The following is a 24,220-nucleotide window of genomic DNA, read 5'->3' on the forward strand; positions in this document are numbered from 1 at the left end:
CTACTGTGGCTCACGGGGCGAGGTGTGCGGTAAGGTGAAGCCCGACACCGAGCGCCGCAATTGGCGGGCCATTTTGGCTAAATTGCCAATACTGTCAGCGGTGGCAGTAGAACCGGACGAAGTCTGGTTAGTGATTTGCTGAATCACGTTCATGGTCAGGGAGATCTGCGCCGCTGAACGGGTTTGCTCTTGTGCGGCGTTTGAGATTCTTTGAATCAGATCAGCGAGGTTCTGCGAAACACCTTCGATCTCCTCCAGCGCAACGCCGGCGTCATGCGCCAGACGGGCACCGCGCACCACTTCAGTGGTGGTTTGCTCCATGGAAATAACCGCCTCGTTGGTGTCCGCCTGAATTGCCCTGACCAATGTTTCAATTTGTCGCGTGGCCGCCGACGAGCGTTCGGCCAAACGCTGCACTTCGTCCGCCACCACGGCAAAACCGCGCCCGGCGTCACCGGCCATTGAAGCCTGAATCGCCGCGTTAAGCGCCAAAATATTAGTCTGGTCGGCAATGTCGTCAATCAAGCTGACAATGTCGCCGATTTCCTGCGATGACTCACCCAAGCGCTTGATGCGCTTGGCGGTGTCCTGAATCTGTTCACGAATGTTGTCCATGCCGTGGATGGTGTTGTGCACCACTTCATTGCCTTTATTGGCAATGGCCACGGAGCGCTCAGCCACCGCCGACGACTCGGAGGCGTTGGCGGACACTTGATCAATGGAATGGGCCATCTGCTGAACCGCCCCGGAGGCTTCGGTGATTTGCTGGGCTTGATGCTCCGAGGCTTTGGCCAGTTGCATCGCGGTGGCCTGGGTATCCTGCACCGCACCCGCCACTTGGCCAGCGGTCAAGTTGATGGTCGCCACCAGCTCACGCAGTTGATCAATCGAATAGTTAATCGAGTCAGCAATGGCGCCGGTGAAATCTTCCGTGACCGAAGCGGTTACGGTCAGATCGCCGTCGGCCAGGTCCGCGATCTCATCCAGCAAACGCATGATCGCGTTTTGGTTACGCTCGTTTTTCTCGGCGGTTTCACGTAGCTGCCGATTGGTCTCGCGCACCATCACCAGTCCGATGAGGATGATCGACGCCAGCGCCAGCAGCCCCAGAACGTAGCCTCCAATGATGTCGAGATAGCGACTGTTGGCCAGGTTTTCAAATCCATTGGCCAGTACCGAGGCTTCATCGAGCAAGGTTTGCGACAGGCTGAAAATCTGGTCGGCGGCGGCGCGCACATGGGACAGCTGCGGCGACGTCTCCAGAATCTCGTCTACCGAGCCTGAGACGAATTGGAACAGCTCTGCAATCTCCAGCAGGCGGGCGCGGGCATCCTTCTCTTCAACTTCGGAAATCCGCAACCCGTCATTGCCCTCCAGCATGCCGTTCAACACTTGGCCAAAACGATTGGCATCCCGGCCAAAAGTACTGGCGGCCTGCGCCGCATTCTCGTCGCCAGCCAGTATGGTATTCACAGCCCCCAGAATTCGCTCGGCCAACAAGGATTGACGCTGCGCCAGCGCCACCTGCCCGGCAGGCGCACCCCGCTGCAGGAGGATTTCTACGACCTTTTCATACTCGACCTGTAACTGCGGGATGGTCTCAGCCAATGTGGCGGCCACCTGATGCAGGGACAACACGGTTTGTTCGCTGGCAAGAATCGCGTTGGTGCTGTTGAGTAATTGCTCCCAGTCCCGCTGTACCGCCTTCATTTCTTTGTGAACAGCTGATGGCGCCGGGGGCAGGCCGGTGGCCGGGTCACCCTCCTTCAAATACCCCCAGCGCTGGCTGAAATCGTTGCGCGCATCGCTCAGTAATTTGAAAGCAGCCGCTTTGCCTGCGGCGGCTTCGGTCGCGTTTTTGGCAATGCGCTGCGACAGCACACGTAACTCACCGGCGTGACTGATGTACTGCTTGTCGTAATTGGACTGGGTATTGAGGTAAGCAAAGTTGGCAAACAGCAGCATGATAAACACGATCAGGGCTACAAATAGCACCATGATCTGCGCACGACTGCGTGAGCCTTCCATGGATTTGGCGCTACTTGTGGTGGTCATCGATCAAGCCCCGAAGGTTGAAACAGAAGGTGAAGCAGGTCGGCCAATCACACGGCCACCGCCCAAAATTGGGGGGCCTGCGCCAAGGCAAACGGGCTGAATACCCACCACGTGTTCTCGCCGGTAAAATGCCCTTTTACATAGGGTGCCAGCAGTGCCGGGGGCAATACCTGCGCATTGGCATCCAGATCGGCCTGTGCAAAATGCTGCATGCCCAGCACCTCATCCACCTGCAAGCCGACAAACACATCTTTGTATTCCAGCACCAGCACGCGACGCTGCTTACGGACAAGTGAGGAGTCAATTGCGAAGAAGCCGCACAAGTCCATGATCGGCAGTAATTGCCCGCGCAAATTGGCCACACCCCGAACCCAGGGTTTGACCCCAGGCAACGCGGTGAAACGCGGCTCATGAAGGATTTCGGCAATTTCAGCGATCGGCGCCACACAGGTGTGCTCGCCGATGCGAAAACCGATGCCGCTCCACGTATTGTCCTGTGCTTGGGCAGGCACCAGGCCAGCGGCCAATGAACGGCAGCGCTGGTCTATCTCAAGCAGCATCTCGTAGGCGGTCAGTGAACCGGGCATAAAGACTAAATCACTCGGTCAGCGATAAAACGCGGTTGATCTCTTTGACCAAGGCCTCTTCTTCGACCGGCTTGGTCAAATAGCCCTTCGCCCCTTGGCGGGTGCCCCACACCTTGTCAGTTTCCTGGTCTTTGGTGGTCACCATAATGACCGGAATGTTTTGGGTCATGGAGTCTTTGGTTAACTGACGCGTAGCCTGAAAACCGTTAAGGCCCGGCATCACAATATCCATCAACACCGCATCCGGTTTTTCCTGTCGCGCCAACGCGACGCCATCGGCACCGTGTTCGGCCTTGAGCACGACATGACCGTGCTTTTCCAGCATGACGGTCAATTTGTACATTTCAGTCGGCGAATCATCGACGATCAGAATGCGAGCCATGGTGTTCCCCATTTATCAGGTGAGCGGCCAGCGGCCGAGGGTCATTGCGTGCCTAGAGCGATGTTAAAGCCGGGTACATGGGCCTTGATGGCACTCAGCAGTTCATCCCGGCTGAAAGGCTTGGTCAAAAATTGATCAGAACCCACTATTCGCCCCTTGGCCTTGTCAAACAATCCGTCTTTGGATGACAGCATAATGACGGGTGTCAGCTTGAACGCCCGATTGTTTTTGATCAGCGCGCAGGTCTGATAACCGTCCAGACGCGGCATCATAATGTCGACAAAAATGATATGTGGATGATGGTCGAAAATCTTGGCCAGCGCATCGAAACCGTCAATGGCTGTAATAACCTCACAACCGACGTTTTTCAGCAGCGTTTCGGCCGTGCGGCGGATGGTTTTCGAGTCGTCAATGACCATCACCTTCAAGATGCTGGAGTGTTTTTCCATATGTGCTCTACCATCGCCACAGCGACCCAATTTGTTACAACTGTTCGGCCAAAAACCCCAACTCCTTGATGGACAAGGGCTGTCAGCACGGTGCGAGCCTTTTTAGCACAGTCTCTACCGGCAATCCATGAACGCGGTCCGACCCGGCTGGAGCAGGCGTTTTTTTCTTGACCGAGCCCGCGCTCAGCGCCACTCTGGCGGCACTTTTAAAGCCTTTGCGCCCACTATTTACTTGAGGAATTTGCCATGAGCGTTCGAGTCGGGATTGTCATGGACCCCATTGCGGGCATCTCCTATAAGAAGGACAGCTCGCTGGCCATGCTACTGGCCGCACAGGACCGCGGCTGGACGTTGTTCTATATGGAGCAGCAAGACCTCTACCTGAACGAAGGTAAGGCCCGGGCGCGGATGAAACCGCTTAACGTGTTCGCCAACCCTGAGAAATGGTTTGAGCTGGGCAACGAGACCGATACCGCCCTGAGCGATCTGGACGTCATCCTGATGCGCAAGGACCCGCCCTTCGACATGGAGTTTGTGTACTCCACCTACTTGCTCGAACAGGCTGAACGCGACGGCGTGCTGATCGTCAACAAGCCGCAGAGTCTGCGTGACTGCAACGAAAAACTGTTCGCCACGCAATTCACCCAGTGCACACCACCGACAGTTGTCAGCCGCCGCGCCGATGTCTTGCGTGAATTCGCCGCCTTGCACGGTGACGTGATCCTCAAGCCGCTGGACGGCATGGGCGGCACCTCGATTTTCCGCCACCGGGTCGGCGATCCGAACCTGTCGGTTATCCTTGAAACCCTGACGGCCAACGGCACGCAACAAATCATGGCGCAGGGCTACTTGCCCGCGATCAAGGACGGCGACAAGCGCATCCTGATGATCGACGGCGAACCGGTGGATTACTGCCTGGCGCGGATTCCGGCGCACGGCGAAACCCGTGGCAACCTGGCGGCAGGTGGTCGTGGAGAAGCCCGGCCACTGAGCGAAAAAGACCGCTGGATCGCTGCACAAGTTGGCCCTACCCTGCGTGAAAAAGGTCTCTTGTTTGTCGGCCTGGACGTGATCGGTGAGCACCTTACCGAAATCAACGTCACCAGCCCGACCTGCATCCGCGAAATCGACAACGCCTTCGGTACCAACATCGGTGCCCTGCTGATGGATGCGATTCAGCGCAAGCTGGAGGGCAGCAGCCGCAAGCGTTAAGACAGATGCTGCACGCTGCAAGCGGACCGCCTTTAACTTGCAGCGTGCAGCTTTCCTCCTTGCCGCTAAAAACCAACATTGCGGTATCATGCCGAACCGTAAAACCTGCGATGTTGGTTTTTTATGCCTCTCCCCAGCGACCTGCCCCCTGAACTGAGCCATAGCGGCGTGCGCGCAGCCGACCGGCTGGGTTTTACCCTGTTTATCGCGGCGTTGATTCACATCGCCGTGATTCTGGGGGTGGGCTTCAGCATGAGCGAGCCTAAACAGATCAGCAAAACCCTAGAAATCACCCTCTCGACCTTTAAAAGCGACAAAGCCCCGGAAAAAGCTGATTTTCTGGCACAGGACAATCAACAAGGCAGCGGCACCCTGGACAAGAAAGCGGTGCCCAAAACCACCGAAATTGCACCGTTCCAGGACAACACCGTAAAAAAAGTTACGCCGCCCCCGGCTGCCAAGCCCGAGCAACCCCAGGCCGCGCCCAAGCCGTCAGTGACCACTGTGGCACCCAAGCCGAAAAAAGCCGCCAGCGAACCGCACAAGGTCAAAACCGAAGCGGCGCCCAAAGCCAACATTCCCACGTTTGACAGCTCGCAACTGTCCAGCGAGATTTCCAGCCTTGAAGCCGAACTGGCCAATGATCAGCAGCTGTATGCCAAGCGTCCCAAGATTTACCGCATGAGTGCGGCATCGACCATGCGCGACAAAGGCGCCTGGTACAAAGAGGACTGGCGCAAAAAAATCGAACGCATCGGCAACCTCAACTACCCGGAACAGGCCCGTCGCGAGAAAATCTACGGCACCTTGCGCTTGCTGGTCTCGATCAATCGCGACGGCTCGCTGCACGAAGTGCTGGTGCTTGAATCCTCCGGGCAACCGTTGCTGGATCAAGCCGCACAACGAATCGTCAGGCTGGCAGCCCCTTTTGCGCCGTTCACCGGCGACTTGGCAGACATTGATCGGCTGGAGATTATCCGCACCTGGAAGTTTACTCAGGGTGATCGATTGTCGAGTAATTAGCCGGCCAGGCTTTTATCATCCGCCAACTTGTCAGTTCACGTTGCCAGCGCCACACTAAGGCTCATGAAAAACCACGCCCCGACTTACCTCAAGCATCAATTTCTGATCGCCATGCCGCACATGGCCGATCCAGACTTTGCCCAGACCTTGACCTACATCGTCGAGCACACGGCCAATGGGGCCATGGGGCTGGTGATCAACCGACCCTCAGACCTCTCGCTGGCCGATATTCTGGAGCAACTGCGCCCGGACAAAGTGCCTTCGCCCTTATGCCAGCATGTACCGATCTACATTGGCGGGCCGGTGATGGTTGACCGTGGCTTTGTGCTGCATCCTGCCGGCAACACATTTGATGCGACCGTCGAGCTTGAAGACGGACTGGCCCTCAGCACCTCGGCCGACGTGCTCTCCAGCATTGCTGACGGCCACGGCCCGCAACGCAGCCTGATTTGCCTGGGTTATGCCGGGTGGGATGCCGGTCAGCTTGAGGCCGAGCTTGCCGACAACGCGTGGCTAACCTGCCCGTACGCGGCGCACATCCTCTTTGAAACACCCTGCGAACTGCGCCTTGACGCTGCCGCCAAACACCTCGGAGTCGACCTCAATTTGTTAACCCGTCAAGCAGGCCATTCCTGATGGCCAGCCTTCGTTTACTGCTGGGTTTTGACTACGGCACACGCTCCATCGGCGTTGCTGTCGGCCAGATGATCACCGGCCAGGCACGCGAGTTGTGCAACCTGAAAGCCGAAAATGGCATTCCCAAATGGGAAGAGATCGAAAAGCTCATCAAGGAATGGCAACCCGACGCGCTGGTGGTCGGCATGCCCTTGAACATGGACGGCACACCGAGCGAGTTCTGCGCCCGTGCGCAAAAGTTTGCCAATCGCCTCAATGGCCGTTTCAATTTGCCCGTGTTTACCCACGACGAACGCCTGACCACCTTCGAGGCCAAGGGCGAACGCCGGGCCCAGGGCGGGCAGCGGGGCAGTTACCGCGACAACCCCGTCGATGCCATTGCCGCCAAACTGGTGCTGCAAGGCTGGCTCGACGAGCACCCGGCTGAATCTTGAGTCTGATACTGCGTTTGTCATGATGACGCGGTCCACTGTTTGCGCCCGCCGCGGCCGGTTGTGCCGCGCGCAGCTTTTAAGGAGCCACCATGATCCTGCCTGTCCCGACTGAACTGATCGCTCAGATGGCGCTTGATCTCAAAGCCCATCTGACCCGTCGCAACATCACTGAACCACGCTTTATCGGCATTCGCACCGGCGGCATCTGGGTGGCTCAAGCGCTGCTGGATGCCCTGAACTGCGATGCGCCGCTGGGCACGCTGGATGTGTCCTTTTACCGCGACGACTTCAGCCAGAATGGCCTGCACCCGCAAGTGCGCCCCTCCAATTTGCCTTTCGAAATCGACGGCCAGCATCTGGTGTTGATTGACGACGTGCTGATGAGCGGACGCACCATTCGCGCCGCGCTCAACGAACTATTCGACTATGGTCGTCCGGCCAGCGTCACGCTCGTCAGCCTGCTGGACCTGGACGCTGCAGAATTGCCCATTCGTCCGGACGTCGTGGGCGCCACCTTGGCCCTCAAACCGAACGAGCGGATCAAATTGTCCGGCCCCGCGCCGCTGATTCTGGAACTGCAAGATTCATCCGTAAACCCTGCCCAATAAGAGACCATTGCGATGACGCCTACAGACGCCAAGCGCCCGCTGCAGCTCAATGATCAGGGCCAGTTGCGCCACTTTCTGTCGCTCGACGGCCTGCCCCGCGAACTGCTGACGGAAATCCTCGACACCGCCGACTCGTTCCTTGAAGTCGGCGCAAGAGCGGTGAAAAAAGTACCGTTGTTACGCGGCAAGACCGTGTGCAATGTGTTCTTTGAAAACTCCACGCGCACGCGTACGACCTTTGAGATGGCAGCCCAGCGGTTGTCCGCTGACGTGATCACGCTCAACGTGTCCACCTCGTCGGCAAGCAAGGGAGAAACCTTGCTCGACACCCTGCGCAACCTGGAAGCGATGGCGGCCGACATGTTCGTGGTGCGCCACGGCGATTCCGGCGCCGCGCACTTCATTGCCGAACACGTGTGCCCGCAGGTGGCAATCATCAACGGCGGCGACGGACGGCACGCGCACCCGACCCAGGGCATGCTCGACATGCTGACCATTCGTCGTCACAAGGGCGGCTTTGAAAACCTCTCAGTCGCCATCGTCGGCGACATTCTGCACTCGCGTGTAGCGCGCTCGAACATGATTGCGCTCAAGACCCTGGGCTGTAAGGACATTCGCGTGATCGCACCGAAAACCTTGCTGCCCATCGGCATCGAACAATACGGCGTGAAGGTCTACACCGACATGACCGAAGGCCTGAAAGACGTCGACGTGGTGATCATGCTGCGCCTGCAACGCGAGCGTATGTCTGGTGGTCTGCTGCCGAGTGAAGGTGAGTTCTATCGCCTGTTTGGCCTGACCACTGCACGGTTGGCCGGCGCCAAACCGGACTGCATCGTGATGCACCCCGGCCCGATCAACCGGGGTGTAGAAATTGAATCGGCGGTAGCCGACGGCCCGCATTCGGTCATTCTCAATCAAGTGACCTACGGTATCGCCGTGCGCATGGCGGTGTTGTCCATGACCATGAGCGGGCAAACGGCCCAGCGCCAATTTGAACAGGAGAAAGCACAGTGAAGCTCAGCATTCTCGGCGCCCGCGTCATTGATCCGAGCAGTCAACTGGATCAAGTGACTGACCTGCATCTGGAAGCGGGCAAAATTGTTGCCATTGGCGCTGCACCCGCTGGTTTCAGCCCAACCCAAACCATCGACGCCAAAGGCCTGGTGGCTGCCCCGGGGCTGGTCGACCTGAACGTAGCGTTACGCGAGCCGGGTTACAGCCGCAAAGGAACCATCGCCAGCGAAACCCGTGCAGCTGCTGCCGGCGGCGTGACCAGCCTGTGCTGCCCCCCTCACACCAAACCGGTGCTGGACACCTCCGCCGTGGCCGAGCTAATCCTTGACCGCGCCCGTGAAGCCGGGAACTGCAAAGTGTTCCCCATTGGCGCACTGAGTAAAGGGCTGGAAGGCGAGCAACTGGCCGAGCTCATAGCCCTGCGCGACGCGGGCTGTGTTGCATTTGGCAACGGCCTTAACAGCTTCACCAATGCCCGTACCCTGTGCAGGGCATTGGAATACGCGGCCACCTTTGATCTGACCGTGATTTTTCACTCACAGGATCGTGATCTGGCTGAAGGTGGTTTGGCGCATGACGGCCCGATGGCGGCCTTCCGTGGTTTGCCGGGCATCCCGGAGACGGCTGAAACCGTGGCGTTGGCGCGTGATCTGCTGCTGGTAGAGCAAAGCGGCGTGCGTGCGCACTTCAGTCAGCTGACCAGTGCACGCGGTGTAGCCCTGATTGCTCAAGCTCAGGCGCGGGGGCTTAAAGTCACCGCTGACGTGGCGCTGTATCAATTAATTCTGACGGATGAAGCGCTGGTGGATTTCTCCAGCGTGTACCACGTGCAACCGCCGCTGCGCACCCGCGCAGACCGTGACGGTTTGCGTGAGGCGGTGAAGTCGGGAGTGGTGCAAGCCATCTCCAGCCATCATCAGCCGCACGAGCGTGATGCCAAGCTGGCGCCATTCGGTGCAACCGAACCGGGCATGAGCGGCGTTGAGTTGCTGTTGCCATTGGCAATGACTCTGGTGGAAGACGGCTTGCTCGATTTGCCCACGTTGCTGGCGCGACTGAGTGCGGGCCCGGCTGATGCGTTGCGCTTGCCAGCCGGTCGGTTGAGCGTAGGCTCACCCGCGGATCTGGTGTTGTTTGACCCTGCGTCGTCGACCGTAGCGGGCGAGAAATGGCTGTCCAAGGGCGATAACTGCCCATTCCTGGGCCATTGCCTGCCGAGTGCCGTGCGCTACACGTTGGTAGACGGCCGGATCAGCTACGAAGGCTAAGAGCACCCTCACCCCAACCCTCTCCCAGAGGGAGAGGGAGCTTGATGTGTGGCGTTACGAAGATCTGCTGAAGACCTGTTGTTGCTTTTAGTCCCCTCTCCCTCCGGGAGAGGGAGCTTGATGTGTGGCGTTACGAAGATCTGCTGAAGACCTGTTGTTGCTTTTAGTCCCCTCTCCCTCCGGGAGAGGGAGCTTGATCTAGGGCATTGCGAAGATCTGCTGAAGACCTGCTGTTGCTTTCAGTCCCCTCTCCCTCCGGAAGAGGGAGCTTGATCTGGGGCATTGCGAAGATCTGCTGAAGACCAGTTGTTGCTTTCAGTCCCCTCTCCCTCCGGGAGAGGGAGCTTGATCTAGGGCATTGCGAAGATCTGCTGAAGACCTGCTGTTGATTTCAGTCCCCTCTCCCTCCAGGAGAGCGAGCTTGATCTGGAGCATTGCAAAGATCTGCTGAAGACCTGTTGTTGCTTTTAGTCCCCTCTCCCTCCGGGGGAGGGAGCTTGATGTGTGGCGTTGCGAAGATCTGCTGAAGACCTGCTGTTGCTTTCAGTCCCCTCTCCCTCCGGAAGAGGGAGCTTGATGAGTGGCGTTGCGAAGATCTGCTGAAGACCTGCTGTTGCTTTCAGTCCCCTCTCCCTCCGGGAGAGGGAGCTTGATCCGGGGCGTTGCGAAGATCTGCTGAAGACCTGTTGTTGCTTTTAGTCCCCTCTCCCTCCGGGAGAGGGCTAGGGTGAGGGGCTTTTGACTTTGATCTACCGCCGTTCTGCATTCTTGATCGAAATCTGTTCGTTTAATGTCCAGAAGTCATAAAGAATACCAATCAAGAACAAACCGCCAGTGAGCAGGTAGATAACCCCCGTAATCCATTTACCCATATACATGCGGTGCACGCCAAACAACCCGAGAAACGTCAACAGAATCCAGGCCACACTGTAATCCGTATCCCCAGAGGTAAACCGCAAGTCCGCCTCACGGTCCATACTCGGTATCAAGAAAAAGTCGATCACCCAGCCGATACCCAGCAAGCCCAATGTAAAAAACCAAATCGTCCCGGTCACCGGCTTGCCGTAATAGAAACGATGTGCCCCCAGAAAACCAAAAATCCACAGCAAATACCCCATGACTTTGCTGTGCGTATCTTCTCGATAGCCGCTCATAAATACCCTCTTTGCCGTCGATAGAAAAAAATACTGAAGTTTTTTGTGACTTTTTTATTGTCGCGCAACAGGTAAAAGTGTCTTACAAGATTTGGCGCAAAGCCTTGTGGTACCTGACCTGCACAGCTACCAAGCGACAATTTGTCACCTCTGTGGCTTTTTTGACCCCCAAGTCCAATCGACAAACGGACTGAGAAAGGACAAAAAAGCTGTTATAAAGTTTCGCGCTAACCACCAACGAGCCCTGCCGAATGCGTCCTTTATTCAAGACATGGCTAACCATTTGCCTATTAATGCCACTGGCCGCCCACGCCACCAATCGTGAGCAACATCTTCCTTCTGGCTTCACTGGCTACACCGCAAAATCATCTGCGAGTGCTGCTTTTGTTGCAACTAACAGCAAGACCACGGTTAAAACCGTAGCACGTCCTGCGTCCAGTAAAGCCCATCGCAAAGCCCCCGGCAAAATAGCGACGGCTTCACTGGCGGCTGCCAACAAGCAAAGCAGCACGGTCCTGAGCCGCGCTGTCAATGTGTTGGGCACCCCGTATCGTTGGGGCGGCAGCAGCCCAAGTAAAGGGTTCGACTGCAGCGGTCTGGTCAAATACGCCTTTAATGATGTGGCCGCGATTGATCTGCCTCGTACCTCCAGCGAAATGGCCAGCGGTCACGGGCAAAAGGTCGACCGCAAGGATCTGAAGCCCGGCGATTTGCTGTTCTTCAATATCAAAAGCCGCAAGGTCAACCACGTCGCCATCTATTTGGGCAACGACCGCTTTATTCACGCACCCCGCCGTGGCAAATCGGTGACCATCGACACCCTGAAAAAGCCTTACTGGCAGAGCCACTATGTGGTTGCCAAGCGGGTTCTGCCGAAAGAAAAAGCCAATTTGCAGGTCGTTCAACGCTAAACCTGTAATCGCTGCTGCAGGCTGCGATACGGCCCTTTAGCCTGTAGAGGGCCGCTTTGCGGCCCATCGCAGCCTGCGGCAGTGACTACATACGTTCTACCCACCCCTTTTCTACCAACCTGTTCAGGCTCATCTCCAGCGTCTGCATGCCAACGGTTGCACCTGTCTGGATCGCTGACACCATCTGCCCCGCCTTGTTCTCCCGAATCAGATTCCGAATCGCCGGCGTCGCCAGCATGATTTCGTGAGCAGCCACCCGTCCGCCGCCGATTTTCTTGATGAGTGTCTGGGAAATAACAGCCTGCAAGGACTCGGACAACATCGTGCGAATCAGGGCTTTCTCGCTTGCGGGAAACACCTCGACCACCCGATCAACTGTCTTTGCCGCTGACGACGTGTGCAGGGTGGCGAACACCCAATGTCCGGTTTCTGCGGCGCTCAACGCCAGCCGAACGGTCTCCAGATCACGCATTTCACCCAGCACAATCACATCGGGATCTTCACGCAATGCCGAACGCAGGGCGGCGCTAAAACTACGGGTATCGCGGGACACCTCGCGCTGGTTAATCAGGGACTGACACGACTCATGAATAAACTCGATCGGGTCTTCTATGGTCAGGATGTGCAACTGGCGAGCTCGGTTGAGGCAGTCAATCATCGCCGCCAACGTGGTGGACTTGCCCGATCCCGTGGCGCCCGTAACCAGCACTAGACCTGGCCGCTGCTGGCACAACCGTTCAAAAAAAGCGCTCAGGCCCAACGATTCAAGACTCGGTACTGCCTGAGCGATAGCACGGAACACCGCGGCTACCCCTCGCAACTGCTCAAAGGCATTGACTCGAAACCGCCCCAGGCCGACCACCACGCAGGCAAAATCCGCTTCATGCGTGGCTTCAAAGGCTGTGCGTTGAGCCTGACTCATCACGCTGTAAATCAACGTACGCACTTGATCCGGCTCCAGTGCTGGCCATTCACTACGATACATATCGCCATCAATCCGAAACATCGGCTCCACACCCGCCGACAGGTGTACATCCGAAGCGCCCCGATCAATGCCCGACAGCAACAACTCGGCGATATCCATCCGCCCTCCCAATTCCAGTAGAATGCCGCAGACTTTCACAACGGCGGGCTTAAAAGAATGTCCACGATAGCTGACAACATTGTCGAAGTTGAGGCTCGCATCCGTGCCGCGGCACTGGCTGTGCAACGTGATGTAACCAGCATTCACTTGCTCGCAGTCAGCAAGACCAAACCTGCCGCTGCGCTGCGTGAAGCCTATGCCGCTGGGATTCGCGACTTTGGCGAAAACTACCTGCAAGAAGCCCGGGCCAAACAGGTCGAATTAGCCGAACTGCCCTTGTGTTGGCACTTCATCGGCCCCATTCAATCGAACAAGACGCGCGACATCGCCGAGCATTTTGCGTGGGTGCATTCGGTAGACCGCCTGAAAATTGCCCAACGCTTGAGTGAACAGCGTCCGGCAGAATTGCCACCGCTGAACATCTGCATTCAAGTCAATGTGAGTGGCGAAGACAGCAAATCCGGCTGCACACCACACGACTTGCCAGCGCTGGCAGCCGCTATCAATGCACTGCCCCGCTTGAAGTTGCGCGGGTTGATGGCGATTCCTGAACCCACCGATGACCGGGCGGCACAAGACGCTGCCTTTGCGACCGTTCGCCAGCTGCAAGAAAGCCTGAACATGGGGCTCGATACACTTTCCATGGGCATGAGCCACGACCTGGAGTCAGCCATTGCCCAAGGGGCAACATGGGTGCGCATAGGTACTGCATTATTTGGCGCCCGGGATTACGGTCAAGCCTGAGCAGACCGACCTCAATTTTTTTTTAAGGATCTGTAATGAGCAAAACGCGTATTGCCTTTATCGGGGCCGGTAACATGGCTTCCAGCCTGATCGGCGGCCTGCTGGCCAAAGGGTTTGGCACCTCACAGATCTGCGCCAGCGCACCCAGCCCTGAGACGCGCGCCAAAGTAGCGGCTGAGCACGGGATTGAAGCCTTTGCCGATAACGCGCAAGCGATCAGGGACGCTGACGTCATTGTGCTTTCGGTTAAACCCAAGCTCATGAAAGACGTCTGCCAAACCTTGCGTTCGAGCCTCAAGCCCGGCCAATTGCTCATCTCCGTGGCGGCAGGCATTACGTGCTCCAGCCTGCGTAATTGGGTCGGTGAACAACCGGTGGTTCGTTGCATGCCAAACACACCCTCTCTTGTAGGTAAAGGCGCTAGCGGTCTATATGCCACTGCTGATGTCACCGCTGAACAACGCCAGCAGGCTGAACAATTGCTGAGCGCCGTCGGTATTGCGCTCTGGGTCGACGAAGAAGTCCAGCTGGATGCTGTAACCGCCGTCTCCGGCAGCGGCCCAGCGTACTTCTTCCTGCTGATTGAAGCCATGACCGCCGCTGGCGTAAAACTTGGCCTGACCCGCGAAATGGCTGAGACACTGGCCGAACACACCGCCTTGGGCGCTGCACAGATCGCCATTGACAGCGATGTCGATGCCGCAGAATTGCGCCGCCAGGTCGCCTCACCGGGCGGCACGACTGAAGCGGCGATCAAATCATTCCAGGCCGACGGCTTTGCCGCCACGGTCGAAAAAGCATTGAGTGCCGCCGCGCACCGCTCGGCCGAAATGGCCGAACAACTGGGTCAATAAGGAGCACATGATGTCTGGACTTAATGGCGCTGCCATTTTTGTAATTCAAACCCTGGGTAGTCTCTACCTGCTGATCGTTCTGTTGCGTTTCATCCTGCAACTGGTGCGGGCGAACTTTTACAACCCGATCTGCCAATTCACCGTCAAAGCCACCCAGCCACTGCTTAAGCCGCTGCGTCGCGTGATACCGAGCATGTTCGGTCTGGACATGTCGTCGCTGGTCTTGGCCATCATCGTACAAATGGTGATTTTCGCCGTCGTACTGATGCTCAGCTATATCCCGTTCACCGTGCTGGGCCTGTTTCTCTGGGCAATAATTGGCGTGCTGAAGCTGTTCCTGAACGTGTTCTTCTACGCCCTGATCATCAGCGTGATCCTCTCCTGGGTAGCACCCGGCAGCACCAGCCCGGGCGCAGAACTGGTCAACCAGATCACCGAACCTGCACTGGCACCGTTTCGTCGTTTTCTGCCGAGCATGGGCGGCCTGGACATCTCGCCGATCCTGGCATTCATGGTGATCCAGCTGTTCCAGAGCTTTGTCATCCCGCCATTGGCCATGAGCGTCAACATGCCGCTTGAGCTGTTCGGCCTGATCTGATGAGTTATTTCCGTTGGGACGGTGAGGACCTGATTCTCGACTGCCACCTGCAACCCAAAGCCAGCAGCGACGAGTTTGCTGGCCTGCACGGTGACCGTTTGAAGATTCGCCTCACCGCCCCGCCGGTCGAAGGCAAGGCCAACGCCCACCTGATGGCCTTTCTGGCCAAGGCGTTTGGCATCTCCAAAAGTCAGGTGAGCCTGATCAGCGGCGAACTCAATCGCCAGAAGCGCGTGCGCCTGCATGCCCCGAAAAAGCTGCCTGATCTGCCCGATTTGGTAAAACCCCTGCATTCGTAGCAGCTGCCGCAGGCTGCGTCCGACGGCAAAGCCGTCGTATGCGAAATCATCCCAGACCATTGCTTGCCGCTCTGCCCCCCGCTCATTAGACTTACGCCTCATTTAAATGAGAGCAGGGTCGATGCCAGCTGCCTTTCCCCCCGATTCCGTTGGTCTGGTTGTGCCGCAAATGGCGCACTTCAGCGAACCCCTGGCGCTCGCCTGCGGCCGTTCACTGCCGGCCTATGACCTGATTTACGAAACCTATGGCCAGCTCAACGCTGACGCCACCAACGCCGTACTGATTTGCCACGCGCTTTCCGGCCATCACCATGCCGCTGGTTTTCACAGCGTCGATGATCGCAAGCCCGGGTGGTGGGACAGCTGCATCGGCCCCGGCAAGCCTATCGACACCGACAAGTTCTTCGTCGTCAGCCTGAATAACCTGGGCGGCTGCAATGGCTCAACCGGCCCGAGCAGCATCAACCCTGAAACGGGTCGCCCGTTTGGCGCCGACTTCCCGGTGTTGACCGTGGAAGACTGGGTGCACAGCCAGGCTCGTCTGGCCGATCGCCTGGGCATCCACCAATGGGCCGCCATCATCGGCGGCAGTTTGGGCGGGATGCAGGCCTTGCAGTGGAGCATCAGCTACCCGGAGCGCCTTCGCCATTGCCTGGCCATTGCCTCGGCACCCAAACTGTCAGCGCAAAACATCGCCTTTAACGAAGTCGCACGCCAAGCCATCCTCACCGACCCCGAATTCCACGGCGGTTCGTTCCAGGAAAAAGGCGTGATCCCCAAGCGCGGTCTGATGCTGGCGCGCATGGTCGGCCACATCACTTACCTGTCTGATGACTCGATGGGTGAGAAATTCGGCCGTGGTCTGAAAAACGAAAACCTCAACTACGACTTCCACAGCGTCGAGTTTCAGGTCGAAAGCTACCTGCGTTATCAGGGTGAAGAGTTCTCCGGGCGTTTCGACGCCAATACCTACTTGCTGATGACCAAAGCTCTGGACTACTTCGACCCGGCAGCAAATTTTGACGACGACCTGGCCAAAACCTTTGCCAATGCCAAGGCCCGCTTTTGCGTGATGTCGTTCACCACCGATTGGCGTTTCTCGCCCGCCCGCTCGCGGGAGCTTGTGGATGCCTTGATGGCCGCCAAGAAAGACGTCTGCTACCTGGAGATCGATGCTCCACAAGGCCATGACGCCTTCCTGATTCCGATCCCGCGTTACCTGCAAGCCTTCAGCAACTACATGAACCGCATAGAATTGTGAGAACGCCATGAGAGCCGACCTGGAAATCATCCAAGACTGGATCCCCGCCGGCAGCCGCGTGCTCGACCTCGGTTGTGGTGATGGCGAACTGCTGAGCTGGCTGCGCGACAACAAGCAAGTCACCGGCTATGGCCTGGAAAACGACCCGGACAATATCGCCGAATGCGTCGCCAAAGGCATTAACGTTATCGAGCAAGACCTCGACAAAGGGCTGGGCAACTTCGCCAGCAACAGTTTCGACATCGTGGTCATGACCCAGGCGCTGCAAGCCGTGCACTACCCCGACCGGATTCTTGACGAAATGCTGCGCGTAGGCCGCCAGTGCATCATCACCTTTCCAAACTTCGGCCACTGGCGTTGCCGCTGGTATCTGGCGAGCAAGGGCCGCATGCCGGTGTCCGAGTTTCTGCCGTACACCTGGTACAACACGCCGAACATCCACTTCTGTACGTTCGAAGACTTTGAAGAGCTGTGTCGCGAGCGTGATGCCCAAGTCATCAATCGCCTTGCCGTCGATCAACAACACCGACACGGGTGGGCGAGTAAGTTATGGCCTAACCTGTTGGGCGAGATTGGCATTTACCGTGTCAGCACTCCTGGCCTTCAGGATCATAAAGTCGCCGTATAACAGGTTCACTCAAGGAGAAAGGCAATGGGTCGTATCGCATTACTGCTGCTGTCGATGGGCTTCGCCTTACAGGCTGTAGCAGCCGGTGCCGTCGACGTTGGCGGCACGATCGTTAATTACAATGCCTTCATGTCCAACTTCTTGAGTCCCCAGATCACTGAAAAGTATGGGTTGCAGCGCAGCCCTCAACTAGGTGCGTTGAATATCAACCTGTCCAGGGCCGAGCAAAAACTATCGAGTACGGTGAAAGGCACATTCCGCGAAGTCGGCGAGACCAAGGCCCGGCCTCTGACCTTTAAACAGGTGATCAATGACAGTGGTGCCATTGATTACTTCGCTCAATTTCCAGTTAAACCGTCTCAGGTTTATGTTTTTGACATCCAGCTCAAAATCAATGGCGAGACGAAAGACATCGATTTTTCCCAAGAGATTGCTCCCATCCAATGATCAACTTCACGCAACTGGTACTGGCTAGCCACAACGCCGGCAAACTCAAAGAACTTCAGGCCATGCTCGGCGAGTCGGTGCAGTTGCGCTCGATTGGAGAATTCAGTCAGGTCGAACCGGAAGAAACCGGTTTGTCGTTTGTTGAAAATGCCATTCTCAAAGCCCGTAACGCGGCGCGCATTTCGGGCTTGCCAGCCTTGGCGGACGATTCCGGGTTGGCGGTGGATTTTCTCGGCGGCGCGCCGGGCATTTACTCCGCGCGCTACGCCGAGGGGCAAGGCGATGCGGCCAACAACGCCAAGCTGCTAGAAGCGCTCAAAGACGTGCCCGAAGCGGAGCGTGGCGCCCAGTTTGTGTGTGTACTAGCGCTGGTGCGCCATGCCGATGATCCGTTGCCGATCATTTGCGAAGGTTTGTGGCACGGTCGCATTCTGCCTGCGGCCAGTGGCGAGCACGGCTTTGGTTACGACCCGCTGTTTTGGGTGCCCGAGCGCAACTGCTCCAGCGCCGACCTCACCCCGGTCGAAAAAAACCAGCTCAGCCACCGCGCCCGCGCCATGGCCTTGCTGCGTCAGCGTCTGGGCTTGAAATGACCCACGATACCCCGCCACAGCCGCTCTATCTGGGTGAGGCCGGCTTTACTCAGCAGGCGCCGCGCACGCCACTGACGCAACTGCCACCGCTGTCGCTGTACATCCATATTCCGTGGTGTGTGCGTAAATGCCCGTATTGCGACTTCAACTCCCACACCGCAAGCCCCGTACTGCCTGAAGAGGAGTATGTGGACGCGCTGCTGGCAGACCTTGATCAAGACCTGCATGCCGTCTATGGCCGTGAATTGAGTTCGATTTTCTTTGGCGGCGGCACCCCGAGCCTGTTCAGTGCAAACGCTCTGGGCCGACTGCTGAAAGGCGTCGAAGCACGTATCCCGTTTGCCAGCGATATTGAAATCACCCTCGAAGCCAACCCCGGTACCTTCGAGCAAGAGAAGTTCATGGCTTACCGAAAACTGGGCATCAATCGCCTGTCGATTGGTATCCAGAGCTTTCAGCAAGAGAAGCTCAAGGCGCTGGGCCGCATCCACAACGGTGACGAGGCCGTACGTGCCGCCGGCATGGCGCGTCAGGCGGGCTTTGACAACTTCAACCTGGACTTGATGCACGGGTTGCCCGATCAGTCGCTGGACGACGCCCTGAGCGATTTGCGCCAGGCCATCGCGCTCAAGCCGACCCACCTGTCGTGGTATCAGCTGACGCTGGAACCCAACACGGTGTTCTGGAACAAGCCGCCTGAGCTGCCCGAAGACGACACCCTGTGGGACATTCAGGAAGCAGGGCAAGCGCTGCTCGCCGAGCATGGTTACCGCCAATACGAAGTGTCTGCCTATGCCCAACCCGGCCGAGCAGCGCGGCACAACCTTAACTACTGGAGCTTTGGCGACTTTATCGGCATCGGCGCTGGCGCCCACGGCAAATTGAACCATCCTGATGGCCGTATCGTGCGCACTTGGAAAACCCGACTGCCTAAGGACTACTTGAATCCAGCCAAAAACTTTCAAGCAGGTGAGAAAACTCTGACTGCCGAAGAGCTGCCATTTGAGTTTCTAATGAACGCCTTGCGCCTGACTGATGGTGTCGACTCATCACTGTACCCAGAGCGCACCGGTTTATCGCTTGAGAGTTTAAGTGCTGGGCGCACAGCGGCAGAACAAAGTGGCCTATTGCAGGTCGAACCGACACGCCTGGCGGCAACCGCTAGAGGCCAGCTGTTTCTCAACGACCTGTTGCAGCATTTTTTGATCTAAGGAACTCGAATGGACTTGGTACTCGACCTGCTTGCTAACGTATCGCGCTGGAGCCGCAGTCACCTCTCGGAGATTTCTCTGGCCCTGATTGGTTGCTTGCTGGTGCTGTTTGGTGCGGACTTCAAAGGGTGGGTCGAGCAGCGTCTGGGCAGTGTCGCAGGCGCGTTGCGCATCCCGGCCATCGCAGCCCTGTGCCTGATCGGCAGTGGCGCAGCGCTCATCTATGCCACACCGTGGGTAGAGCGCGGCCTGAGCCAGTTCAACAACTACAGCCTGGCGCCGGTGTTGTTGGTGGTGCTGGTATTGATCGGGGTGGTGGCGGATCGGCGGGGGTAGTCGTGACTGAACTGTAGCCGCTGCCGCAAGCTGCGATAAGGGCCGCAGGACCTCGTTTCAATTGGACGCTAAAGGGTCACTGCGCAACCCATCGCAGCCTTCGGCAGTGGCTACATGTTGTAACAACCGACCTCCAGGCGGGGGGAGGCCGGTCACTGAAAAACCGTTTACGCCAGTTTTTCGAACTTCAAATCCCACACGCCATGCCCAAGACGTTCGCCACGGCGCTCGAACTTGGTCACTGGGCGCTCAGGTGGACGCGGGACGCAACGACCGTCTTCTGCCAGGTTGCGATAACCCGGCGCGACGTTCATGACTTCCAGCATGTACTCAGCGTAGGGTTCCCAGTCGGTGGCCATGTGCAGCACGCCGCCCACTTTAAGTTTTGAACGCACCAGTTCAGCAAAAGACGCTTGAACGATGCGGCGCTTGTGGTGGCGGCTCTTGTGCCATGGGTCCGGGAAGAACAGCAGCAAGCGATCAAGGCTGTTATCCGCGACACAACGCGTGAGGACTTCGATCGCATCGCAATCGTAAACCCGCAGGTTGGTCAGGCCTTGAGTCAGCACGCCATTGAGCAGCGCACCCACACCCGGACGGTGAACCTCTACGCCGATAAAATCCTGCTCCGGCGAAGCCGCGGCCATTTCCAACAGGGAGTGCCCCATGCCGAAGCCGATTTCCAGCGTACGCGGTGCAGAACGACCAAACACCTGATCGAAATCGACCGGCGCATCGGCCAGTGGCAGTACGTAAAGCGGCGCACCTTGATCGAGACCGCGTTGCTGGCCTTCGGTCATGCGACCGGCACGCATCACGAAACTTTTGATGCGACGGTGTTGGCGATCGTCGCCTTCTTCCGTGATTGGGGTGTCGAGTGATTCAGTCATCAGTGGCTCTTACTTGATCAGACCATCCAGCGGCGAAGAGGCGCTGGCATAGAGTTTTTTCGGCATGCGCCCGGCCAGATAGGCCAGACGGCCCGCCTCAATGGCGTATTTCATGGCTTGGGCCATGATAATTGGATGCTGGGCATTGGCGATGGCCGAGTTCATCAGCACCGCTTCGCAGCCCATTTCCATGGCAATAGTGGCGTCGGAGGCTGTGCCTACTCCCGCATCCACCAGCACCGGAATTTTTGCTTCTTCAAGAATGATGCGCAGGTTGTAGGGGTTGCAGATCCCCAGCCCTGTACCAATCAAACCGGCCAATGGCATCACGGCGATGCAGCCCATCGCCTCCAGTTCGCGAGCGATGATCGGGTCATCACTGGTGTAGACCATGACGTCGAAGCCTTCCTTGACCAGCACTTCAGCGGCCTTGAGGGTCTCGATCACATTCGGGAACAGGGTTTTCTGGTCGGCCAGCACTTCCAGTTTGACCAGGTTGTGACCATCAAGCAGTTCACGGGCCAGACGGCAGGTGCGCACCGCTTCAACGGCGTCGTAACAACCCGCCGTGTTGGGGAGGATGGTGTAGCGATCCGGCGGCAAAATATCCAGCAGGTTCGGTTCGCCCGGGTTCTGACCGATGTTGGTACGACGCACAGCGACAGTGACAATTTCAGCACCTGAGGCTTCGATGGCCAAGCGGGTCTCTTCCATGTCACGGTACTTGCCGGTACCCACCAGCAGACGCGACTGGTACGTACGGCCGGCCAGTACAAACGGCTTGTCGCTGCGAACAGTGTTCATCGGGAATCCTCTTCAAATATGTGCGTTGTGGAACAGGTATGAAGCACAAGCCCGGCGACTAACCACCACCGATGGCATGCACCACTTCAACCTTGCTACTTTCTTTGAGTACGGTCTCGGCGTGTTGACTGCGCGGGACAATATCAAGGTCAAGCTCGACTGCCACGCGGCGCCCGGTCAGGTCGAGACGCGTCAGCAGGCCCGCGACGGTTTCACCGTCCGGCAGTTCAAAGGGTTCACCGTTCAACTGAATGAGCATGCGCGACGCTGCCTTCGTTTTAAGGGGCCAGCATTCTAGCCCAGTCGGTCAGGCCGACCCAAGCCATTCATCTTGCGGGCTCAGCCCAAACGCCAGGCGGCAAGCCCCAGGCACAGCCAGCCGGCCAAAAAAGCGGCTCCACCGATGGGCGTAATAATCCCCAGCTTGCTAATGCCGGTCAGAGTCAGCACGTACAGGCTGCCGGAAAAAAGCACGATACCTACTGCGAAAAAGGCTCCTGCCCATACCACCAAACGACCCGGTAGATGAGTCAGCAACAAGGCAACCCCGAACAAAGCCAAAGTGTGAACCAATTGGTAAGTAACACCTGTATGGAAAATAGCCAAATACTGCTCAGTCAGGCGGTTTTTCAGACCATGAGCCGCGAATGCGCCAAGCGCTACACCGGTAAAGCCGAAGAACGCAGCCAGCATCAAAAAAACACGCAACATGGGTACCTCCTGTCTAGATCATCGAATGACGCAGGGTCTGTATAATGGCCCGCTCAACGGGTTCGGCCAAGCCATCTATGCTGCGTATTATCGTTCACCGCTTTCTTAAAGCCCTGCTCTGGTTCGCAGTGGGCAGCGTTGTGTGGGTGCTGATTTTGCGTTGGGTGCCACCACCTGGCACCGCGCTGATGGTTGAGCGCAAGATTGAATCATGGCTTGATGGACAGCCCATTGACTTGCAGCGCAGCTGGCGGCCATGGGATGAAATATCCAATGAACTTAAAGTGGCGGTTATCGCTGGGGAAGACCAGCATTTTGCCGAGCACTGGGGGTTTGATTTCAGTGCGATACGAGCGGCCTTCGTGCATAACGAAAAAGGTGGGACGTTGCGCGGGGCCAGCACCTTGAGCCAGCAAGTTTCGAAGAACCTGTTTTTATGGTCGGGGCGCAGCTGGTTGCGCAAAGGGCTGGAAGCCTGGTTTACGGCACTGATTGAAATACTGTGGCCCAAGCAGCGAATTCTTGAGGTATACCTCAACAGTGCTGAATGGGATAACGGGGTGTTTGGTGCAGAAGCGGCGGCGCAGCATCATTTTGGCGTGAGTGCGAAAAACCTGTCGCGCCAGCAGGCCAGTCAGCTGGCGGCTGTATTGCCCAATCCGCGTAACTGGAACGCCAGCCATCCAAGCCCGTATGTCAGCCGACGTGCCAGCTGGATCCGCCAGCAAATTCGCCAGTTGGGCGGGGACAGTTATCTCGATACGATCAATGACTCGCGCAAGGCGCCTTGGGCGCGGTGACTGGGCAGATCAAAAGCCCCTCACCCCAACCCTCTCCCAGAGGGAGAGGGGGCAGACTGAGGTGTCTGTAGCTTTAGCGCACTATCTGCAAGCCCCATTATTTCCAGTAGCCCCAATCAGTTTCCTCTTCCGAGGGAGAGACAGCTAGCCCAAAGTGTCTGTGGCTTTAGCGCCCTATCTGCAAGCCCCATTATTTCCAGTATCCCCAATCAGTTCCCTCTCCCTCTGGGAGAGGGCTAGGGTGAGGGGCATTTATTCACACCAAAAAAAACGCCCCGATCGGGGCGTTTGTTTGTCGGGCCGGCTTAGGCGGCAATCGACAGTTTAAGCTTGTTCATCGCACTTTTTTCCAGCTGACGAATCCGCTCAGCGGACACGTTGTACTTCTGCGCCAAGTCATGCAGCGTGGCTTTGTCTTCAGCCAGCCAACGCTGATACAAAATGTCGCGACTGCGATCATCGAGCACTTCCAGCGCTTCATGCAAATTGCTGGTGGAGTTGTCAGTCCAGTCAGCATCTTCAAGCTGACGCGCCGGGTCATACCGGTGATCTTCCAGATAGTTGGCTGGCGACTGGAAAGCACTGTCATCGTCAGCTTCAGCAGCCGGGTCGAACGCCATGTCATGGCCGGTCAGGCGACTTTCCATCTCTCGCACTTCGCGAGGTTCTACACCCAGGCTTTCAGCCACACGATGTACTTCATCATTGTTCAGCCATGCCAGACGTTTTTTCTGGCTGCGCAGGTTGAAAAACAGTTTGCGCTGAGCCTTGGTGGTCGCGACTTTCACGATGCGCCAGTTGCGCAGGATGAATTCGTGAATCTCTGCCTTGATCCAGTGGACAGCAAACGAAACCAGACGCACGCCCATTTCAGGGTTAAAGCGTTTGACCGCCTTCATGAGGCCGACGTTACCTTCCTGGATCAGGTCAGCCTGAGCCAGGCCATAGCCCGAATAACTACGGGCAATGTGTACAACAAAACGCAGGTGGGCGAGCACCATCTGCCGAGCCGCCCCAAGATCCTGCTCATAGTAGAGACTCTCGGCCAGTTCACGCTCCTGCTCCGGTGTCAGCAATGGAATGCTGTTCACCGTATTGACATAGGCCTCGAGGTTCGCACCGGGGACCAACGCATACGCAGGTTGCAAAGAAGTGGTCATACGAATAAACCTCCGTCTCACATAACTCGTGCAGTTCAGCACTGCGAAAGTTGACCGGAAACTT

Annotated in this window: 30 protein-coding genes; 19 read left to right on the forward strand and 11 right to left on the reverse strand. The window is 57.4% G+C overall.

All coding sequences use genetic code 11. From position 1 onward, the window contains the following. The 4 genes from ACI7MX_RS04880 to pilG are packed head-to-tail and all read right to left on the reverse strand — an operon-like array spanning position 1 to position 3,473. Entirely contained in the window at positions 1 to 2,055 is a 2,055-nt protein-coding gene (locus ACI7MX_RS04880; RefSeq protein WP_405584485.1) for a methyl-accepting chemotaxis protein, read from the reverse strand. A gap of 47 nt (positions 2,056 to 2,102) precedes the next feature. Beyond that, positions 2,103 to 2,642 carry a chemotaxis protein CheW gene (locus tag ACI7MX_RS04885; protein ID WP_314486690.1) on the reverse strand — a complete coding sequence of 180 codons (540 nt, stop codon included), beginning with the start codon at positions 2,640 to 2,642 and terminating at the stop codon, positions 2,103 to 2,105. A gap of 10 nt (positions 2,643 to 2,652) precedes the next feature. Then, on the reverse strand, positions 2,653 to 3,024 hold the full coding sequence (pilH, locus tag ACI7MX_RS04890) for a twitching motility response regulator PilH (protein ID WP_314486692.1): 372 nt from the start codon (positions 3,022 to 3,024) through the stop codon (positions 2,653 to 2,655). A gap of 41 nt (positions 3,025 to 3,065) precedes the next feature. Then, the gene (gene pilG, locus ACI7MX_RS04895) at positions 3,066 to 3,473 is read right to left on the reverse strand and encodes a twitching motility response regulator PilG (protein ID WP_405584480.1); all 408 of its coding nucleotides are present in this window, start codon (positions 3,471 to 3,473) and stop codon (positions 3,066 to 3,068) included. 246 nt (positions 3,474 to 3,719) lie between these two features. Between pilG and gshB the strand changes: the two genes are divergently transcribed. From gshB to ACI7MX_RS04930, 7 genes are all read left to right on the forward strand, one after another. Beyond that, positions 3,720 to 4,685, forward strand: a complete 966-nt coding sequence (gene gshB / locus ACI7MX_RS04900; protein WP_314486697.1) for a glutathione synthase — start codon at positions 3,720 to 3,722, stop codon at positions 4,683 to 4,685. A gap of 123 nt (positions 4,686 to 4,808) precedes the next feature. Then, a complete protein-coding gene (locus tag ACI7MX_RS04905; RefSeq protein ID WP_314486699.1) occupies positions 4,809 to 5,708 on the forward strand; it encodes an energy transducer TonB in 900 nt (299 codons plus the stop codon). Positions 5,709 to 5,771: 63 nt separating this feature from the next. After that, positions 5,772 to 6,344, forward strand: coding sequence for a YqgE/AlgH family protein (locus tag ACI7MX_RS04910; protein ID WP_314486701.1), 573 nt, complete (start codon positions 5,772 to 5,774; stop codon positions 6,342 to 6,344). Further along, positions 6,344 to 6,778 carry a Holliday junction resolvase RuvX gene (gene ruvX / locus ACI7MX_RS04915; RefSeq protein WP_122785485.1) on the forward strand — a complete coding sequence of 145 codons (435 nt, stop codon included), beginning with the start codon at positions 6,344 to 6,346 and terminating at the stop codon, positions 6,776 to 6,778. Before ACI7MX_RS04910 ends, ruvX begins: the two co-directional genes overlap by 1 nt. Positions 6,779 to 6,867: 89 nt before the next feature. Then, entirely contained in the window at positions 6,868 to 7,386 is a 519-nt protein-coding gene (pyrR, locus tag ACI7MX_RS04920) for a bifunctional pyr operon transcriptional regulator/uracil phosphoribosyltransferase PyrR (protein ID WP_314486704.1), read from the forward strand. A 12-nt stretch (positions 7,387 to 7,398) separates the two neighbouring features. Continuing rightward, positions 7,399 to 8,403 carry an aspartate carbamoyltransferase catalytic subunit gene (locus ACI7MX_RS04925; RefSeq protein ID WP_314486706.1) on the forward strand — a complete coding sequence of 335 codons (1,005 nt, stop codon included), beginning with the start codon at positions 7,399 to 7,401 and terminating at the stop codon, positions 8,401 to 8,403. Then, a complete protein-coding gene (locus tag ACI7MX_RS04930; protein ID WP_314486708.1) occupies positions 8,400 to 9,671 on the forward strand; it encodes a dihydroorotase in 1,272 nt (423 codons plus the stop codon). The genes ACI7MX_RS04925 and ACI7MX_RS04930 overlap by 4 nt, the downstream gene beginning before the upstream one ends. Before the next feature lie 749 nt (positions 9,672 to 10,420). Here ACI7MX_RS04930 and ACI7MX_RS04935 read toward each other — a convergent pair. Further along, the gene (locus ACI7MX_RS04935; RefSeq protein ID WP_405584473.1) at positions 10,421 to 10,825 is read right to left on the reverse strand and encodes an NINE protein; all 405 of its coding nucleotides are present in this window, start codon (positions 10,823 to 10,825) and stop codon (positions 10,421 to 10,423) included. 251 nt (positions 10,826 to 11,076) lie between these two features. Here ACI7MX_RS04935 and ACI7MX_RS04940 point away from each other — a divergent pair, with 251 nt between their 5' ends. Next, on the forward strand, positions 11,077 to 11,736 hold the full coding sequence (locus ACI7MX_RS04940; protein WP_405584470.1) for a C40 family peptidase: 660 nt from the start codon (positions 11,077 to 11,079) through the stop codon (positions 11,734 to 11,736). An 85-nt stretch (positions 11,737 to 11,821) separates the two neighbouring features. On the opposite strand, the gene ACI7MX_RS04945 is transcribed toward ACI7MX_RS04940, so the two are convergent. Next, entirely contained in the window at positions 11,822 to 12,820 is a 999-nt protein-coding gene (locus ACI7MX_RS04945) for a type IV pilus twitching motility protein PilT (protein ID WP_405584467.1), read from the reverse strand. Between the two features lie 57 nt (positions 12,821 to 12,877). On the opposite strand from ACI7MX_RS04945, the gene ACI7MX_RS04950 reads away from it, so the two are divergent. The 10 genes from ACI7MX_RS04950 (at position 12,878) to ACI7MX_RS04995 (ending at position 19,791) form a co-directional block, all read left to right on the forward strand. Beyond that, positions 12,878 to 13,564: a YggS family pyridoxal phosphate-dependent enzyme gene (locus ACI7MX_RS04950; RefSeq protein ID WP_405584464.1), complete on the forward strand. Its 687-nt coding sequence runs from the start codon at positions 12,878 to 12,880 to the stop codon at positions 13,562 to 13,564. Positions 13,565 to 13,599: 35 nt separating this feature from the next. Beyond that, on the forward strand, positions 13,600 to 14,418 hold the full coding sequence (gene proC, locus ACI7MX_RS04955; RefSeq protein ID WP_405584461.1) for a pyrroline-5-carboxylate reductase: 819 nt from the start codon (positions 13,600 to 13,602) through the stop codon (positions 14,416 to 14,418). Positions 14,419 to 14,428: 10 nt separating this feature from the next. Beyond that, positions 14,429 to 15,016, forward strand: coding sequence for a YggT family protein (locus tag ACI7MX_RS04960; protein ID WP_405584458.1), 588 nt, complete (start codon positions 14,429 to 14,431; stop codon positions 15,014 to 15,016). After that, positions 15,016 to 15,315: a DUF167 domain-containing protein gene (locus ACI7MX_RS04965; protein WP_405584455.1), complete on the forward strand. Its 300-nt coding sequence runs from the start codon at positions 15,016 to 15,018 to the stop codon at positions 15,313 to 15,315. Before ACI7MX_RS04960 ends, ACI7MX_RS04965 begins: the two co-directional genes overlap by 1 nt. Before the next feature lie 121 nt (positions 15,316 to 15,436). Next, a complete protein-coding gene (locus ACI7MX_RS04970) occupies positions 15,437 to 16,576 on the forward strand; it encodes a homoserine O-acetyltransferase (RefSeq protein WP_122785496.1) in 1,140 nt (379 codons plus the stop codon). Positions 16,577 to 16,583: 7 nt separating this feature from the next. After that, the gene (metW, locus tag ACI7MX_RS04975; RefSeq protein WP_314492203.1) at positions 16,584 to 17,204 is read left to right on the forward strand and encodes a methionine biosynthesis protein MetW; all 621 of its coding nucleotides are present in this window, start codon (positions 16,584 to 16,586) and stop codon (positions 17,202 to 17,204) included. A 24-nt stretch (positions 17,205 to 17,228) separates the two neighbouring features. After that, entirely contained in the window at positions 17,229 to 17,651 is a 423-nt protein-coding gene (locus tag ACI7MX_RS04980; protein WP_314492200.1) for a DUF4426 domain-containing protein, read from the forward strand. Next, complete coding sequence (rdgB, locus tag ACI7MX_RS04985) at positions 17,648 to 18,244, forward strand: RdgB/HAM1 family non-canonical purine NTP pyrophosphatase (RefSeq protein ID WP_314492197.1); 597 nt, start codon at positions 17,648 to 17,650, stop codon at positions 18,242 to 18,244. Before ACI7MX_RS04980 ends, rdgB begins: the two co-directional genes overlap by 4 nt. Beyond that, entirely contained in the window at positions 18,241 to 19,455 is a 1,215-nt protein-coding gene (gene hemW, locus ACI7MX_RS04990; protein ID WP_405584449.1) for a radical SAM family heme chaperone HemW, read from the forward strand. Before rdgB ends, hemW begins: the two co-directional genes overlap by 4 nt. Positions 19,456 to 19,464: 9 nt before the next feature. Continuing rightward, the gene (locus ACI7MX_RS04995; RefSeq protein ID WP_405584446.1) at positions 19,465 to 19,791 is read left to right on the forward strand and encodes a DUF3392 domain-containing protein; all 327 of its coding nucleotides are present in this window, start codon (positions 19,465 to 19,467) and stop codon (positions 19,789 to 19,791) included. A gap of 167 nt (positions 19,792 to 19,958) precedes the next feature. On the opposite strand, the gene trmB is transcribed toward ACI7MX_RS04995, so the two are convergent. The 4 genes from trmB to ACI7MX_RS05015 all read right to left on the reverse strand — a co-directional run bounded on the left by trmB (position 19,959) and on the right by ACI7MX_RS05015 (position 22,196). Beyond that, complete coding sequence (gene trmB / locus ACI7MX_RS05000) at positions 19,959 to 20,681, reverse strand: tRNA (guanosine(46)-N7)-methyltransferase TrmB (RefSeq protein WP_146385846.1); 723 nt, start codon at positions 20,679 to 20,681, stop codon at positions 19,959 to 19,961. A gap of 9 nt (positions 20,682 to 20,690) precedes the next feature. Then, positions 20,691 to 21,485 carry a thiazole synthase gene (locus ACI7MX_RS05005; protein ID WP_122785503.1) on the reverse strand — a complete coding sequence of 265 codons (795 nt, stop codon included), beginning with the start codon at positions 21,483 to 21,485 and terminating at the stop codon, positions 20,691 to 20,693. A 58-nt stretch (positions 21,486 to 21,543) separates the two neighbouring features. Continuing rightward, entirely contained in the window at positions 21,544 to 21,744 is a 201-nt protein-coding gene (gene thiS, locus ACI7MX_RS05010; RefSeq protein WP_405584442.1) for a sulfur carrier protein ThiS, read from the reverse strand. An 80-nt stretch (positions 21,745 to 21,824) separates the two neighbouring features. Further along, positions 21,825 to 22,196, reverse strand: a complete 372-nt coding sequence (locus tag ACI7MX_RS05015; RefSeq protein ID WP_314492787.1) for a DUF423 domain-containing protein — start codon at positions 22,194 to 22,196, stop codon at positions 21,825 to 21,827. 44 nt (positions 22,197 to 22,240) lie between these two features. Between ACI7MX_RS05015 and mtgA the strand changes: the two genes are divergently transcribed. Continuing rightward, positions 22,241 to 22,996 (forward strand): monofunctional biosynthetic peptidoglycan transglycosylase, encoded by a 756-nt coding sequence (gene mtgA / locus ACI7MX_RS05020; RefSeq protein WP_405584438.1) that lies wholly within the window; start codon positions 22,241 to 22,243, stop codon positions 22,994 to 22,996. Positions 22,997 to 23,301: 305 nt separating this feature from the next. On the opposite strand, the gene rpoH is transcribed toward mtgA, so the two are convergent. Then, positions 23,302 to 24,156 (reverse strand): RNA polymerase sigma factor RpoH, encoded by an 855-nt coding sequence (gene rpoH, locus ACI7MX_RS05025; RefSeq protein WP_016782598.1) that lies wholly within the window; start codon positions 24,154 to 24,156, stop codon positions 23,302 to 23,304. Positions 24,157 to 24,220: the final 64 nt, after the last annotated feature.

This window comes from Pseudomonas sp. 2024-210 (assembly GCF_045062345.1).
GTDB lineage: Bacteria > Pseudomonadota > Gammaproteobacteria > Pseudomonadales > Pseudomonadaceae > Aquipseudomonas.